This is a genomic window from Rhizobium sp. CB3090 (genome assembly GCF_029714285.1).
Lineage (GTDB): Bacteria > Pseudomonadota > Alphaproteobacteria > Rhizobiales > Rhizobiaceae > Rhizobium.
The window spans coordinates 2,168,923-2,184,207 of the sequence record NZ_CP121662.1; the positions used below are offsets into that span (position 1 = coordinate 2,168,923).

13 protein-coding genes are annotated in these 15,285 nt (G+C 61.4%); 10 read left to right on the top strand and 3 right to left on the bottom strand.

Going from position 1 to position 15,285, the window contains the following annotated elements:
- The first annotated feature begins 148 nt into the window (after positions 1-148).
- From QA646_RS10555 to QA646_RS10575, 5 genes are read left to right on the top strand one after another with little or no spacing between them, the layout of a single operon-like run.
- Positions 149-1,162, top strand: a complete 1,014-nt coding sequence (locus tag QA646_RS10555; protein WP_283055413.1) for a MoxR family ATPase — start codon at positions 149-151, stop codon at positions 1,160-1,162.
- 27 nt (positions 1,163-1,189) lie between these two features.
- A complete protein-coding gene (locus tag QA646_RS10560) occupies positions 1,190-2,110 on the top strand; it encodes a DUF58 domain-containing protein (RefSeq protein WP_283055414.1) in 921 nt (306 codons plus the stop codon).
- On the top strand, positions 2,107-4,932 hold the full coding sequence (locus tag QA646_RS10565; RefSeq protein WP_283055415.1) for a DUF4159 domain-containing protein: 2,826 nt from the start codon (positions 2,107-2,109) through the stop codon (positions 4,930-4,932). The genes QA646_RS10560 and QA646_RS10565 overlap by 4 nt, the downstream gene beginning before the upstream one ends.
- A gap of 1 nt (position 4,933) precedes the next feature.
- Entirely contained in the window at positions 4,934-7,009 is a 2,076-nt protein-coding gene (locus QA646_RS10570) for a glutamine amidotransferase (RefSeq protein ID WP_283055416.1), read from the top strand.
- A gap of 5 nt (positions 7,010-7,014) precedes the next feature.
- The gene (locus tag QA646_RS10575; protein WP_283058836.1) at positions 7,015-7,440 is read left to right on the top strand and encodes a GNAT family N-acetyltransferase; all 426 of its coding nucleotides are present in this window, start codon (positions 7,015-7,017) and stop codon (positions 7,438-7,440) included.
- Positions 7,441-7,471: 31 nt separating this feature from the next.
- Here the strand turns inward: QA646_RS10575 and QA646_RS10580 are convergent, their stop codons facing one another.
- Positions 7,472-9,463, bottom strand: coding sequence for a PhoX family phosphatase (locus QA646_RS10580; RefSeq protein WP_283055417.1), 1,992 nt, complete (start codon positions 9,461-9,463; stop codon positions 7,472-7,474).
- Positions 9,464-9,604: 141 nt separating this feature from the next.
- Positions 9,605-10,177: an N-acetyltransferase gene (locus tag QA646_RS10585; protein ID WP_283055418.1), complete on the bottom strand. Its 573-nt coding sequence runs from the start codon at positions 10,175-10,177 to the stop codon at positions 9,605-9,607.
- Positions 10,178-10,505: 328 nt separating this feature from the next.
- On the opposite strand from QA646_RS10585, the gene QA646_RS10590 reads away from it, so the two are divergent.
- A complete protein-coding gene (locus QA646_RS10590) occupies positions 10,506-11,495 on the top strand; it encodes a glutathione S-transferase family protein (protein ID WP_283055419.1) in 990 nt (329 codons plus the stop codon).
- A gap of 10 nt (positions 11,496-11,505) precedes the next feature.
- Here the strand turns inward: QA646_RS10590 and QA646_RS10595 are convergent, their stop codons facing one another.
- The gene (locus QA646_RS10595) at positions 11,506-11,997 is read right to left on the bottom strand and encodes an NUDIX domain-containing protein (RefSeq protein ID WP_283055420.1); all 492 of its coding nucleotides are present in this window, start codon (positions 11,995-11,997) and stop codon (positions 11,506-11,508) included.
- Between the two features lie 80 nt (positions 11,998-12,077).
- Between QA646_RS10595 and QA646_RS10600 the strand changes: the two genes are divergently transcribed.
- From QA646_RS10600 to QA646_RS10615, 4 genes are all read left to right on the top strand, one after another.
- Positions 12,078-12,986 (top strand): metallophosphoesterase, encoded by a 909-nt coding sequence (locus QA646_RS10600; protein WP_283058838.1) that lies wholly within the window; start codon positions 12,078-12,080, stop codon positions 12,984-12,986.
- Positions 12,987-13,097: 111 nt separating this feature from the next.
- The gene (locus tag QA646_RS10605) at positions 13,098-13,646 is read left to right on the top strand and encodes a tetratricopeptide repeat protein (protein ID WP_283058839.1); all 549 of its coding nucleotides are present in this window, start codon (positions 13,098-13,100) and stop codon (positions 13,644-13,646) included.
- Positions 13,647-13,856: 210 nt separating this feature from the next.
- Positions 13,857-14,372 (top strand): RNA polymerase sigma factor, encoded by a 516-nt coding sequence (locus tag QA646_RS10610; protein ID WP_283055421.1) that lies wholly within the window; start codon positions 13,857-13,859, stop codon positions 14,370-14,372.
- A 20-nt stretch (positions 14,373-14,392) separates the two neighbouring features.
- Positions 14,393-15,211: an anti-sigma factor gene (locus tag QA646_RS10615; protein WP_283055422.1), complete on the top strand. Its 819-nt coding sequence runs from the start codon at positions 14,393-14,395 to the stop codon at positions 15,209-15,211.
- Positions 15,212-15,285 lie beyond the last annotated feature (74 nt).

A 15,285-nucleotide genomic window follows, 5' to 3' on the forward strand; every position in this document is an offset into this window, starting at 1 on the left:
TTAGTTACGAATACGGCCGTCTCTCACGAGATAGTCATTCGAAACGTGCTTGTCAGCCATCTTCACGGCGATAAGTTCTATTGATTATGGGCCAAATGTGTAAGGTCTGCGAATCGCGCGTACCGTTTTACAGCCGTTGGAGTCCGAAATGGGCATGATCAAATCAACCGAAACAAGCCTCGACGACCAGGCCATTATCGCATCCGCCGAACAGGCGTTGAAAGATATAGCCTCCATACGCGCCGAAGTCTCCAAGGTCATCTTCGGCCAGGAAAGCGTCGTGGAGAACACGCTTCTTGCCGTACTGGCCGGCGGCCATGCGCTGCTCGTCGGCGTGCCCGGCCTTGCCAAGACCAAGCTGGTGACCACGCTCGGCGCCGTTCTCGGCCTTGCCGCCAATCGCGTCCAGTTTACCCCGGACCTGATGCCGTCTGATATTCTCGGTTCGGAAGTCATGGACCAGGATGAAACCGGCCGCCGCTCCTTCCGCTTCGTCAAGGGGCCGGTCTTCGCGCAATTGCTGATGGCCGACGAGATCAACCGCGCTTCACCGCGTACGCAATCGGCGCTGCTGCAGTCCATGCAGGAATATCACGTCACCATCGCCGGGCAGCGCTACGATCTGCCGGCACCGTTCCATGTTCTCGCGACCCAGAACCCCCTGGAACAGGAAGGCACTTATCCGCTGCCGGAGGCGCAGCTCGACCGCTTCCTGCTGCAGGTCGATGTCGATTATCCGGAGCTTGCGGATGAGCGCAAGATCCTGCTTGAAACCACGGGCCTCGGAGAAGCGACGCCGCATGCCGTGATCGATGCCAAGCGATTGATGGAAATCCAGAAGCTGATCCGCCAGATGCCGGTCAGCGACGGCGTCGTCGACGCCATCCTGTCGCTGGTGCGTTCCGCGCGCCCCGGCCAAGGCAATGAAACGACCGACAAGCATGTCGCCTGGGGTCCTGGTCCGCGCGCCGGCCAGGCGATGATGCTCTGCGCCCGCGCCCGTGCGCTTTATGAAGGCCGGCTTGCGCCGTCGCTCGACGATGTGCATGCGCTCGCCGAGCCGGTGCTGGAACATCGCATGGCGCTGACCTTCGCTGCCCGTGCCGAAGGCATGTCGGTACGAGACGTGATCGCAGGGCTGATCAAGCGATCGAGATCGTAACCCAGGATGTCAAGGAGAGTATAGCGCGTGGCATCCATCGGACAGATCGTCAGCCCGACCCCAGGCAATGATGCCCTCTCCCGAGCCCGCAGCCGTGCTGCCCTCGTACCGGATTGCCTTGTCGAAGCCAAGCGCATCGCCAACACCGTGATTGCCGGCTGGCATGGCCGGCGCAAGCGCGGCATCGGCGAAAATTTCTGGCAGTTCCGCCCCTATACCGAAGGCGAAAGCCTGTCCCGCATCGACTGGCGCCGCTCGGCTCGTGACGATCATACCTATATCCGCGACCACGAATGGGAAGCGGCTCACACCGTCTGGCTCTGGGCCGACATGTCGCCGTCGATGATGTACAAATCGACCTATGGCCATGTCTCGAAGGAAGGCCGTGCACTGGTGTTGATGCTGGCGCTCGCCGAAATCCTCGCCCGCTCAGGCGAGCGGATCGGCTGCCCCGGTATCATGGAACCGGTCTCCACCCGCAACGCCGCCGAACGGCTGGCGGCCGCCCTGATGCACACGCCCCTCGAAGGCGGCCTGCCGCAGACCGCCATGATCCGCGGCTGGAGCGATATCGTGCTGATCGGAGATTTTCTGGATGACGCCGACACCGTCATGGGGCGGATCGGACCGCTGGCCCGCCGCGGATTGCGCGGTCACGTGGTCGAGGTAGCCGATCCGGCCGAAGAGCTGTTCCCCTATAGCGGCCGCACCGAATTCACCGATCCGGAAAATGGCTCGAAGCTTGTGGCAGGCCGAGCGGAAAATCTGCGTGAAGATTATCAACGCGCCTATCTCGCTCGCCGGGAAAATCTCGGCCAATCGCTGCGTCATCTCGGCTGGACCTTCGTGAGCCACCGCACCGACCGGCTGACATCGGAAGCGTTGGTCGCCGTGCATATGTATCTCTCCGGCATGCCCGCCAAAGCGGCGCTTGGGGGGCAACCATGAGCGTGCTCTCCTTCGCCTTCGCTTCTCCGGCTATTCTCGGCGCCTTGCTCCTGCTTCCAGCGATCTGGTGGCTGCTGCGCCTGACGCCGCCGCATCCGAGGGCGGAAGTCTTTCCGCCGCTGCGTATCCTGGCAAAGATCCTGAAGCGCGAGGAAACGCCGGCGCGGAGTCCGTGGTGGTTGACGCTGCTTCGTATGGTGCTTGCCACTCTGGTCATCCTCGCCATCGCCAATCCGATGTTCAATCCGCGGAGCAATACGCTGTCGAGCGGTGGACCGTTGGTGCTGCTCATCGACAATAGCTGGGCGAGTGCTGCCGATTGGGAGCGCCGTGTGCAGACGGCAGATGCGTTGATCGACGACGCCGACGCCAAAAGCATACCCGTTTCCATCGCCTTCACCGCGGATCGAAGCAACGACACCACGCCCGGCGCTGCCGCTGCCGCGCGTGACAAGCTGCACGCTGCCAATGCAAGGCCGCTGGTGCCGGATCGCCAGCGTGCCGCCCAGTCCATCAAGGCCGCTTTGAATGGCACCAAGCCGGGCACGATCGCCTTCCTTTCCGACGGCGCCGAAAGCCGTGACAAGGACGATATCGTCAACCTGCTTGCCGCGTTGGAGCCCAGCGATTTGCGATTGATCGAAAGCGATGGCAACGAGGTGCTGGCAATTACGGGCGCCACCAACGCCGCCGACAACATGACCGTCACCGCGACGCGGCTGAACGGCAGCAGCCCGCTCCGGTTGGGGCTCAGCGCGCTGGACAATCAAGGACGGCCGATCGCGGCAGGCTCGTTGAATTTCGCCGGCGGCCAGACGGTCGCGACCGGCACCATCGCCGCCCCCTTCGAAATGCGCAATGATTTCGCCCGCATCAGCATCGACCGCCATGCGAGCGCAGGCGCCGTGCATCTGCTCGACGACGGTTTCAAGCGCCGCCGCGTGGGATTGCTGTCTGGGCAAGCCGCCGACGAATTCCAGCCAATCCTGTCGCCGCTCTATTACATCCAGCGTGCCTTGCAGCCCTATGCCGATCTGGTCCAGCCGAACAGCGCGGATCTGGCGAAGTCGATCCCCGAGCTGCTCGCCGGCAATCCCTCCGTCATCATCATGGCCGATGTCGGCCGCCTACCGCAGGAAAGCTACGCGCCGTTGCAGCGATGGATCCAGAACGGCGGTACATTGGTGCGCTTTGCAGGACCGCGCCTTGCAGCCGCTCCCGCTGACGATCCGCTGGTGCCGGTGACCTTGCGCCAGGGCGAGCGCACCTTCGGCGGCGCGCTCTCCTGGGCCGAGCCACAGCCGCTTGCCGATTTCCCCTCCTTCGGTCCCTTCGCCGGCATGCCGAAGCCGACCAACGTCCTCATCAAGCGGCAGGTGCTGGCCGAGCCGACACCGGATCTTGCCGAACGCACCTGGGCAAGCCTTGCCGATGGTACGCCGTTGGTGACCGAAAAGCAGATGCAGGCCGGTCGCATCGTCCTCTTCCATGTCAGTGCCGAACCTGAATGGTCCGATCTGCCGATCTCGGGCGACTTCGTCGAGATGCTACGCCGTATCGTACAGCTTTCGCGCTCCGGCGGCGTCAAATCGACCGAAAGCGTCGCGAAGACCAGCGAAGCCCTGCCGCCATTCCGGCTGCTGACCGCCAAGGGCGTGCTGACGAGCGAGACCGGCAATGCCCGCCCGCTCAATCCGAACAACAAAGGCGCGATCGCGGCCAATTTCGACAACCCGCCCGGCCTCTACGGATCGGAGGAAGGCTTTACCGCCCTCAACGTCCTGCCCGATGGCGCAGAACTCAAGCCGCTGGATGCTTCCGGCGCGAGCTTATCCGTGACGCGTGAAGGGCTGATCGGCGGTGAAGCTTGGTCAGCCAAGCCGATCCTCTTCACCATTGCCTTCCTGGTGCTTCTGGCAGACAGCCTGATCGTGCTCTTCATGAACGGTGCCTTCCCGCGCCTCAGAAGATCGACGAAGATGATCGCCGGCGGTGCCGCGGTGCTGTTGCTCGCAATCTCGGTCGCCGCCTTCCTGCATCCGACAAATTCCTGGGCCGACGATTCCAAACCCGGTGACGACACTGCCTATTCTCGCCTCGACAAGACCCATCTTGCCTATGTCGTTACCGGCGAATCCGATGTCGATCATATTTCCGAGCGTGGGCTTGCCGGCCTCTCTGATTTCCTCACCTACCGCACGACGCTGGAACCGGGACCGCCTGTCGGCCTGGATCTCGTCAAAGACGAACTCGCCTTCTATCCCATCATTTATTGGCCGATTTCCGCCACCGCGCCGATGCCGTCCACCGACGCCATCAACCGCATCGATGCCTATATGCGCAATGGTGGCACCGTGCTGTTCGATACCCGCGACGCGATCGACACGATGGGCGACAACACCACGCCGAGCCCGAACGGTCAGCGGCTGCAGGCAATCCTCGCCAATCTCGACATTCCAGCGCTGGAGCCGGTGCCGGCCGGTCACGTGCTCACCAAATCATTTTACCTGCTGTCCAGCTTTCCCGGCCGCTATGCCGACAGCCCGCTCTGGATCGAGGCGCGGCAGGATACGCGCGGCGACGGCCACGCGGTCACCTCGTCGGACGGGGTGACACCGATCATGATCACCGGCAACGACTTCGCCGGCGCCTGGGCGACCGATGACAACGGCTCTCCGCTGCTGCCGACGGTGCCGCCGGATGAGACACAGCGCGAATATGCCTACCGCACGGGCGTCAACATCATGATGTACATGCTGACCGGCAACTATAAGTCCGATCAGGTGCATATCCCGGACATTCTGGAACGGTTGGGGCAATAAGATGAATATCGGTTTCGCCCCCTTCCTGCCCTGGCCCATTCTCGCCGCCCTTGCGGTGCTGACGCTCGGCATCGCCGCGCTCGCGATCTACCGGCGCATGCGCGGCAGTTGGATCCGCGCGCTGGCGGCATTCGCCCTGCTTGCCGCCCTTGCCAATCCCGTCTTGATGCAGGAGGACCGCGACCAGCTCTCCACCATCGTCCCGGTCATCGTGGATCGCAGTCCGAGCCAGGAGACACCGGAGCGCATCAAGATGACTGACGATGCGCTGGCCGCACTAAAGGACCGTCTGGCGCAATTCCCGCGGATCGAGCCGCGGATCGTCGAAGTGCGCGAACCCGCCGAATCCGAGTCGCCTTCGACACGGCTCTTCGCGGCGCTCTCCTCGGCGACCGCCGATGTGCCACCCGCCCGTGTCGGCGGTGCGATCTTCCTGACTGACGGTCAGATCCACGATATTCCCGGCGTCAACCAGCCACTCGGCTTCGATGCACCGATCCACGGGCTGATCACCGGCAAGCCGGACGAATTCGACCGGCGCATCGAGGTGGTGCGCGCGCCTCGCTTCGGCATCGTCAACGACGAAGACGTGCAAGTCGTATTGCGTGTCGTGGACGACGGCAAAAGTCCGGGCGGCACGGCGGCCGTGACCGTGAGAATGAACGGCGACGAGATCGCCACCCTGCAGGCCGCGCCCGGCCAGGATACGCCCTTCAGCTTCAAGGTACCCCACGCCGGCAACAATGTCCTTGAATTCGCAGTCGCCGAGGTGCCGGGCGAGGTCACGCCGATCAATAATCGCACCGTTCAGTTGATCGAGGGCATTCGCAAGAACATGCGCGTGCTGCTCGTCTCCGGGGAACCGCACGCGGGTGAGCGCGCCTGGCGCAATCTCCTGAAATCAGATGCTGCCGTCGACCTCGTTCATTTTACCATTCTGCGTCCGCCGGATAAGCAGGATGGTACGCCGATCAACGAGTTATCGCTGATTGCTTTCCCGACGCGTGAACTCTTCGTCGACAAGATCAGTTCTTTCGACCTGATCATCTTCGACCGTTACCAAGACCGCCCCAACGTCCTGCCGACGATCTATTACGATTACATGGCCCAATATGTCGAAAACGGTGGCGCGTTGCTGGTGGCTGCCGGTCCCGAACATGCGACGGGCAACTCGATCGCGTTGACACCACTGTCCTCCGTGCTCCCGGCCGAACCGACCGGCCAGATGATCGAGAAGCCCTTCTATCCGCGCCTGTCAGAACAGGGCCGCAAGCACCCGGTCACGCGCGGGCTGGATGGATCGGATACCGAGCCGCCGCATTGGGGGCGCTGGTTCCGCAGCGTCGATGTCGAGAAGCCGCAGGGCCAGACCGTGATGGTCGGCGCCGACAACCATCCCCTGCTGGTTCTGAACCGCGTCGGCCAGGGCCGGGTCGCCATGCTGCTCTCAGATCAAGGCTGGCTCTGGGCACGCGGCTACGAAGGCGGCGGACCGCATGTGTCGCTTTATCGCCGCATCGCCCATTGGCTGCTGAAGGAACCCGCTCTCGAGGAAGAGGCGCTGACGGCCCACGCTTCCGGCCGTACGCTGGAAGTCACTCGCCAGACGATCGGCGACGATCCCGGCCCCGCCACCGTCAAAGCACCTTCCGGCAAGACGCAGACCATCCAGTTGAAACAGGCGCAGCCAGGTCTCTACCAGGCCCAAAAGCACATGGATGAAATCGGCCTCTACCAGATCACCAGTGGCAATCTCTCGACGCTGGTGCATGTCGGCGCCGTCGACGCGCCGGAATTCAAGGCGATGATTTCGACCACGGAAACGCTGAAGCCCTTGGCGGAAAAAACCAAGGGACTTGTCACCCGTGTCGCGAGCTCCGGCGGCGGCGTCACGGTTCCGCCGATTCTGCCGGTGCGCGGTGCCGTTCGCATCGCCGACAACCAACGCCTGACCATCCGTATGACGGACGAAACCGTCTTGAAGGGCGTCAATAACCTGCCGCTCTTTGCAGGCTTCGCCGGTCTTGCTGCCCTCCTCTTCGCCTTCTCCGCCATGTGGTGGCGTGAAGGACGGTGAATATGATGCCGCAACTCGATGTGACCGATGCCCCGTCAGAAAGCGAACTCGCGGCGATCGGCCAAGGATTGACGGCCTTCAACACCGCTGATGTCGGTCCTTCCGAGCGCCGCTCGCTCGCTGTTCTGATCCGCGACGAAAGCGGCAAGACCATAGGCGGCATTTCGGGCTACACGGCCTGGGGCTGGCTGTTCACGGCATGGCTCTTCGTGCCGGAAACGCTGCGCGGCCAGGGCATGGCGGGAAAGCTGCTGGATGCAGCGGAGACGGAAGCGATCATGCGTGGCTGCCAAGGCGCCTGGATCGACACCTTCAATCCGCAGGCGCTGCGCGCCTATCAGCGGCAGGGCTATACCATCTTCGGCGAGCTGCCGGACTTTCCCAGCGGCCGCAGCCGCTACTTTCTGCAGAAAAAACTATCGCCCCGCTGATGGAAACGGGGCGATAGCCTGCTGCCAAACCTTACACAGCGATCTTGCCGCCGCCGGTCTTCGTGATAACCACCACTGCAGGCCGGACCGGCATGTCCGGCTTGAAATCCGGCCAGCGGGTCGACAGGTCCTCATAATAGGACGGACGGCCGTGTCCGGACCAGTCATCGCCGCCGTCGCCGGGATGCTGTACGGCGACGAAGGCCGTCCGATCATCGGGAAGGAACAGCGGGCCGCAAAGCTCGGCGCCGACCGGCACGCGATAGAACAATTTCGATGTCGCCCGCGCCGCGCCTTCCGTATCGACGGCCCAGAGGCCATCGGTGCGGCCGGTCGCCTTGTTATTGTTGCCATCGGTTGCCACCCAGAGGCGGCCGGCAGCATCGATCGAACAGTTGTCCGGCATGCCGAACCAACCGTTCTTCGTGGTGTCCGTCGAAAAGGACGCGCCGACATCGGCGACGGAAGGATCGCCGCATTTCAGCAGCACTTCCCACTTGCCTGATGTCGCCGAAAACACGCCGTCATCCTCGCTGATCTCGATGATATGGCCGAAGGCATTATCGGCGCGCGGATTGGCGCTGTCGATCTGCTCCGGCTTGCGCTTGGTGTTGTTGGTCAGCATGACATAGACCTTGCCGTTCACGGCATTGGGCTCGATGTCTTCCGGCCGGTCCATCTTGGTTGCGCCGAGCAGGTCTGCGGCGCGACGTGTTTCGATCAGGACATCGGCCTGGCTGGCAAACCCGTTTTCCGCCGTCAGCGGGCCTTGGCCGAAGGTCAGCGGCAGCCATTTCAGCGTACCATCCGCCGAAAACTTGGCGACATAAAGCGTGCCATCGTCGAGCAGATCGAGATTGGCGGCGCGGTCGGCCGCATTATAAGTACCCGCGGTCACGAACTTGTAGACATAGTCGAAGCGCTCGTCGTCGCCGAGATAGAGAACAACGCGGCCATCCTTGGAGACGATATTGGCTGCACCCTCATGCTTGACGCGGCCGAGCGCGGTGCGTTTCTTCGGCACCGACTGCGGATCAAGGGCATCGACTTCCACGATCCAGCCATAACGGTTCGGCTCGTTCGGCTCCTTGGAAAGATCGAAGCGATCGTAGAAATTCGCCCACTCATAAGCGCCTTCCGGCACGCCGTAACGCTTGTAGTTGGCCGCTTCCTTATGGCCTTCCGGCAGCTTGCCGGAGAAATAGCCATGGAAGTTTTCCTCAGCCATGATGTAGGTGCCCCATGGCGTGACGCCGCCGGCGCAATTGTTCATCGTGCCAATCACCTTCGTGCCCGTCGCGTCGGCCGACGTCTTCAGCCGGTCGTGCCCGGCCGCGGGGCCGGTCAACTGCATCTCCGTCGTTGCCGTGATGCGGCGGTTATATTGGCCATCCGGCACGATCTGCCATTTGCCGTCGACCTTTCGGATCTCGACGATCGTACCGCCATGCGCCGCCATTTCGACGTCGACCTGCGCCTGGCTGAGCGGCGCCTGCCTGATCTTGCCATCAGCGATGGTCACCAAACCCGGAAACATCAGATGCGGGTTGGTATATTCGTGATTGACGACCAGCAGGCCGTGCTCGGACGAACCGTTCAGCGGGATATAGCCGACATAATCATTGTTGTAGCCGAACTGTCGGCGCTGGGCCTCGGCCGTCTGGTTCTTGGGATCGAAGGCAGGCGAATCGGCAAAGAGCGCGTCGCCCCAGCGCAGCAGCACGCTAGCGTCATAACCTTCGGCGACATGGTGATCGGCATCAACGCCGGCTTCGACCTCCTTGAACGCGAAAGCCGTACCACCGGCGGCCCGTGCCTTTTCCGCACTCAGCAAAGCGAGCGGCCCCACCGTCGCAGTGATTGCGGAAACGGCGAGCGTCCCCTGCAGGAAGCCACGGCGGGAAAAGCGACGTCCGATGATTTCCCCCATCGTCGGATTGCCGGTGCCATTGCGCCCCTCGCCATCAGCCTCTTCCAGTTGGCTTGTCGGGAATATGTCTTTTTGCGTGAGATTTCCAGTCATTGCACTACCCCCAAGTTTAGCAGCAATCCTAATTTAGAACCGATGAAACTCTAGGTTTGCCATATGACAGGTAGATGAAAAAATGCCCCACGCGGGTAGCGCGCGGGCACCGCGCTACCCTGCCTGTGGAAATCGTTGTGACTAGACCGCGATTGCCCTCAGCGGCAGATCTTCGTCGTCATTCTCCTCATCGGAGACAACATCCGGGATGTCTGCCTCACGCCAGGCGATCGTGCCGGTGAGCCGCGCATGCGTATCGGCGGCGATCGGCACGACGAGCACCCTATTGGGATCGACCGGCCCCGGAAAGGCGAGCGCGTTATAAGCGACCTTCTCGAAACCGAGCGGACCGTAGTAAGGCGGATCGCCGACCAGGATCACCGCTTCCGACCCCTTGCGCTTGGCGGCTTCGACAGCGATCCGCACGAGCTCGCGGCCGATACCCTGGTTCTTGTGCGAGGGCCGCACGGCGAGCGGTCCCAGCAGATGCCCTTTGACAGAACCGGCCAGCACCGGCGTCATCCGGACGGAGGCGATCGTCTCGCCATCGTCGGCGCAGATGAAGGAGAGTGAGCGATCATGCGGCCCCTGCTCGCGAATCCGCGCTGCGGCGCGGGTGAACCGGCCGGGACCGAATGCTTCTTCGTTGATGATTTCGATGACAGCGTCATGCGACGCGTCCTCAGTGAGGTAGACCAGTTCGTGCTTGTGCATTAGACCAAAGAAACCAGATAGACATACGGGATGGTTCTCGAAAACGCTTGTCGAGCGTTCGGGATCATCGGCGTCGTCGCAGGCTTCTGATTGCTTCCATGGCAAGTGGTCCTCAAATTATGACAAGCCCGATAGCAGGAAATGCGCGGCTCGTCCAATGCAAAATGCGAGTGGCGCTTATTGAGGCATGATCTTATCCGAAACCGCCTCGCACTTTTCGGGATCATGTCTGTGACGCACTGTTCATCGTTTGCCGTCTCGAAATTCCGCGGGCATACCGTATTTTCCAGATCAAGTTCTTCGACAGGATCTCCGAAAGGATAGAGCAATGGGCATGTTGGTCGACGGCGCCTGGCATGACGTGTGGTATGACACCAAGGAAACCAAGGGTCATTTCAAGCGCGCGGCTTCGCAGTTTCGCAACTGGATCACCGCGGATGGGGCGCCGGGTCCGAGTGGCACAGGCAGCTTCAAGGCCGAGGCAGGCCGCTACCATCTCTATGTCTCGCTGGCCTGCCCCTGGGCGCACCGCACCTTGATCTTCCGTAAGCTGAAAAAGCTCGAGAGCCTGATCTCCGTTTCCATCGTCGATCCGCTGATGCTGGAAAACGGCTGGGAGTTCAAAGGCAGGGATGGCGGCACTGTCGATCACCTCTTCGGCGCAAAGGCGCTTTGGGAAGTCTACATCAAGGCCGATCCGCATTATTCCGGCCGCGTCACCGTTCCCGTCCTTTGGGACAAGCAGACCGGCACGATCGTCAATAATGAATCCTCCGAGATCATCCGCATGTTCAACAGCGCCTTCGACGGCCTGACCGGTTCGAAGGACGACTTTTATCCCATGGAACTTCGCGGCGACATCGATGCACTGAACGAGATCGTCTACGACACGGTCAATAATGGTGTCTACAAATCCGGCTTCGCCACCACGCAGGAAGCCTATGAGGAAAATGTCCTTCGTCTGTTCGAAACCCTGGACATGCTCGATAAGCGCCTGGAACGGAACCGCTATCTCTTCGGTGACCGGCTAACCGAGGCAGACTGGCGGCTGTTCACCACGCTCGCCCGCTTCGATGCCGTCTATATCGGTCACTTCAAATGCAATATCCGCCGCATCGAGGATTACCGCAATCTGTCCGGATACCTGCGTGACCTCTACCAGGTCTCCGGCGTCGCCGAGACGACCAATCTCGTGCACATCAAAAATCACTATTATCGCAGCCACAAGACGATCAATCCCACCGGCATCGTCCCCGTGGGTCCCGATCTCGATTTCAACCGGCCACATGCCCGCGAACGGCTGGCAAAGGCCGCTTGAGGCAGCAGGCCTACCAGTAATTCGAGGGTGGCATGTCGCCCTCCAGCTCCTTCAACCGCCGGTAGGTTGCCTTGGTCGTTCCGGGCGGCAGGGCATCAAGCGGAAAGAAGCCGCTTTCGACGATTTCCAGATCCGGCTTACGCGGCACGGTCTGCTCGACTTCCACGCGGTAGAAGATGACGTGATCGCGCTTGCTGGTTCTGTTGTTGAAGTAGACGTGGAAGATCTGCGGCCGGCCCGAGATCACCAGATTGCCCTCTTCGCGCAGCTCCTTCGCCAGCGCCTGCTCCACCGTCTCATGGCGCTCGACACCGCCGCCCGGCATGTGCCAGCCGGCAACATAGGAATGCCGCACCAGGAAAATCCGCCCCTCCCGGTCGAAGCAGGCTGCCCGCACGCCCATGGTCATGCTGCGGGTGAGCACGAAATAGCTGTGCAGCATTCGACCGAACAGCTTGGCCCGCCAGCCGCGGACTTCGTCGGGAGCAGCGCTGTCGTTCATGCCCGGCCTCCGGCGTTGCGATCCACCACCGAAAAACCGATGTATTTGTTTTGACAATAGACTGAGCTATGTCTCATCTCATGTTCAAGCTCGCGCATATTTCCGACGTTCACCTGGGCCCCCTCCCACGGCTTTCGATCAGAGAACTCGCCTCCAAACGCATTACCGGATTTGTGAACTGGCACCGGAACCGGCGCAAGCATCTTTTTGGCGGAACGCTCGATCTTCTGCTCGAAGACATCAAGTCTAAGCAGGCCGATCATCTTGCCGTGACCGGCGATCTCGTCAATCTCGCCAGCGGCATCGAAATCCGCACCGCTTCGGAATGGCTGAAGACGCTCGGCGATCCTGCCTTCACCTCCGTCGTGCCCGGGAATCACGACGCCTATGTGCCCGGCTCCTACGAGAAGGCCATGCGCGCTTGGTATCCTTATGTCCAGGGCGACCATGCGCCGGCTGAGTGGCAGGAGGGCCGGCGCATTTTTCCCTATCTGCGCATTCGCGACCGCGTCGCGCTGATCGGCTGCTCGACGGCGGTGGCGACGCCCCCCTTTGCCGCGAGCGGCTTCTATTCGGCCCGGCAGGCACGCGAGACGGTGAATATGCTGCGTGCCGCGGGCGAAGCGGGCCTTTTTCGCGTGGTGATGATCCATCACCCACCGATCCGGGGCGCAACCAGCTTCTATAAGCGCATGATCGGCATCCGCCGCTTCGCCGCCGTCATATCGACAGGCGGCGCCGAACTGGTTCTGCACGGCCACACGCATCTTAACACGCTGCATTGGCTGAGGGGGCAAACCGGCCCGGTGCCCGTCGTCGGCATTGCATCGGCCTCACAAGGTCCTGGCGGACTGAAGCCGCCCGCCGCCTACAATCTCTTCACCATTGACGGCAATCCCGGCGCCTGGGAGCTCAAAGCCGAGCGCTTCAGCCTCAATGCCCGAGGCGACGACGTCGAGGAGCACGGCGTCGATATCTTGGCTTGGTAATCTCCGGCATTTTGTGAAGACGCTCGCGTCGTTTCGGTAGCGTTTTCGAATATCCGGAGCTACAATTCTCGCATCGAATTTCGGGAGGATGGAATGGGTTTTGGTGCAGTAATGAAGAGTTCCGCAGTGACCGCGCTTGCCGTGGGATTTCTCGTTTGCACCAGCCTGCAGGCTCTCGCGGCCGGCTCAGAGAGCGACGAGACGGCACCGCCGCCGAAGACCAAAACCACGACGGAATGCACCGATGGCAAGGTCTGGGACAAGGATAAAAAAGAATGCGTGAAACCGCAGAAAAGTGGTTTTAACGACGATCAGCTTTTCCAGGCGGCGCGCGAGTTCGCCTATGCCGGCCAATATGACAACGCCATCACCGTCCTGAAACTCGCCAAGAACCAGGACGATCCCCGCATTCTCAACTATCTCGGTTATTCCAACCGCAAAGCCGGGCGCATGCAGCTCGGCATGACCTATTATCGCAAGGCTCTCCAGCGCGACGAGAACTACATCCTCGCTCGTTCCTATATGGGCCAGGCGCTGCTCGAACAGGGCGATGTGCAGGCAGCGCGCGTGCAACTTGTTGAAATTCGTGATCGCGGCGGCGAAAACACCTGGGCCTATCGTTCGCTGCTGCAATCGCTGAATGGTCAAATCAGGTATTGAAAAGGTGCAGAAACCCTATTCCTCAAGATCGTGTGAGAAGTGGAGATGAAGCGCCAAACCGTTTTTTGAAGACTTGCGAAACGGCACGAAAATGGTCCATACCAACACAGAACGATCCTTCGGCTCAATTAACTCTTTCCCAAAGAAAAGCCGTCTTTTGCCGGAGAATGACCGCAGTTTGACAACCCCCAACTCGCTTCTGGAAAGACAATGCCTACGCCGGTAGCCGCCATCGACATCAGACGAGATCTGGTCGGCCTTCTTCCGAAGCTCCGGCGCTTCGCCTTGACATTAGCGGGCGATACGACTGACGCGGACGAACTCGTGCAGAGCGTCTGCCAGCGCGGCATTGCGAAATTCCATCTGTGGAACAATGACGGCCGGCTCGAAAGCTGGCTTTACACCATGTCCCGCCATCAATGGGTGGATGAGGCGCGGCGTCTTCGGCTGCGGCCTGCGTCAAAGGGTAGCGCGCTGGAACAAGGCGAACTGACAGCACCGGGCATACGCGCCAATCCGGTCGAAGCAAACGAAGCGCATCAAATGGTCACATCTTTGCCCGAAGGGCTTGCCAGTGTCTTCCTGCTCGTCGATGTCGAAGGGCACAGCTACAAACAGGCGGCCGATATTCTTGGCATTTCCTTGTCGACGGTGGCGTCGCGGCTTTCCGGCGCCCGCCTTCGCCTCGCCACTCAAGGTCACAGCCGCTCGCCGCGAAGGTTTTAGAATTGCAGGATATGAAGAAAATGCCGCTCGAAACTCGTTTATCCGCCTTTATGGACGGTGAGACGAGCCGCGAGGAGAAAGAGGAGCTGGAGCGGCTCATTGCCTCCGATCCGGAAGCGCGGCGGATTTTCGATGAGCTGAAGCATGGCTCCGATGTCGGCCGCAAGGCTTTCGACGAGGTGCTGAAGGAGCCGGTGCCGCTGGCGCTGGTGCGCTCCATCAAAAGCGCTCAGGCGCCGAAGGCGCGCGAGCCCGCCCCTCGCGTTTCCCGGCCGTCCCTCAAGCTTGCTCCGACCGGTCGACAGGCGCTCGCCGCCGCCCTCATCCTCTTCGTGGTCGGCGGCGGCATCGGTTATCTCTTTGGCATCCAACCATCCGGTGCGCCTGCTGCCGCCCCGGCGTCGCCCGCGCTGAACCACACATGGCTGGATGATATCGTCGTCTATCACCGCATCTATGCGCATCAGCCCCGCCATGTCGTCGAAGTACAGGCGACGGAAGCCGACGAGATCATCAAATGGCTGAAGGGGACCGTCGGCGTGAAATTCAATGTACCGGATCTCGCCGCCGACGGGTTGGCCTTGCAGGGCGCACGCATGCTCATCGCCAACGGCAAACCGGCCGGCCAGTTGATCTACAAAGATCTCGACGGCGATGTCATCGCCATCTGCTTCATGAGGGATGAAGGCGTCGCCGACAACGGCAACTTTGACGAGACCATCAGGGATGACGTGAGCATCGTATCCTGGCATCGCAACGGCACGGCCTATGCCGTCGTCGGCCCCTCTTCCGACGCAATGCTCGACCATATCGCTGACCGGGTGTCGACGCAAATTTGAGCTGGCCCGTCGGCTCTGCTTGCGACTTTCGTTCAGCCAGGGATACTATCCGTCTGCCAATCGTGGCCGAAGGC

What these genes read in the sequence shown, in the direction of transcription:
- QA646_RS10555 (WP_283055413.1), top strand. Translation starts at nt 149, where the DNA reads ATGGGCATGATCAAATCAACCGAAACAAGCCTCGACGACCAGGCCATT.
- QA646_RS10565 (WP_283055415.1), top strand. Translation starts at nt 2,107, where the DNA reads ATGAGCGTGCTCTCCTTCGCCTTCGCTTCTCCGGCTATTCTCGGCGCC.
- QA646_RS10570 (WP_283055416.1), top strand. Translation starts at nt 4,934, where the DNA reads ATGAATATCGGTTTCGCCCCCTTCCTGCCCTGGCCCATTCTCGCCGCC.
- QA646_RS10575 (WP_283058836.1), top strand. Translation starts at nt 7,015, where the DNA reads ATGCCGCAACTCGATGTGACCGATGCCCCGTCAGAAAGCGAACTCGCG.
- QA646_RS10580 (WP_283055417.1), bottom strand. Translation starts at nt 9,463, where the DNA reads ATGACTGGAAATCTCACGCAAAAAGACATATTCCCGACAAGCCAACTG.
- QA646_RS10585 (WP_283055418.1), bottom strand. Translation starts at nt 10,177, where the DNA reads ATGCACAAGCACGAACTGGTCTACCTCACTGAGGACGCGTCGCATGAC.
- QA646_RS10590 (WP_283055419.1), top strand. Translation starts at nt 10,506, where the DNA reads ATGGGCATGTTGGTCGACGGCGCCTGGCATGACGTGTGGTATGACACC.
- QA646_RS10595 (WP_283055420.1), bottom strand. Translation starts at nt 11,997, where the DNA reads ATGAACGACAGCGCTGCTCCCGACGAAGTCCGCGGCTGGCGGGCCAAG.
- QA646_RS10600 (WP_283058838.1), top strand. Translation starts at nt 12,078, where the DNA reads ATGTTCAAGCTCGCGCATATTTCCGACGTTCACCTGGGCCCCCTCCCA.
- QA646_RS10605 (WP_283058839.1), top strand. Translation starts at nt 13,098, where the DNA reads ATGAAGAGTTCCGCAGTGACCGCGCTTGCCGTGGGATTTCTCGTTTGC.
- QA646_RS10610 (WP_283055421.1), top strand. Translation starts at nt 13,857, where the DNA reads ATGCCTACGCCGGTAGCCGCCATCGACATCAGACGAGATCTGGTCGGC.
- QA646_RS10615 (WP_283055422.1), top strand. Translation starts at nt 14,393, where the DNA reads ATGCCGCTCGAAACTCGTTTATCCGCCTTTATGGACGGTGAGACGAGC.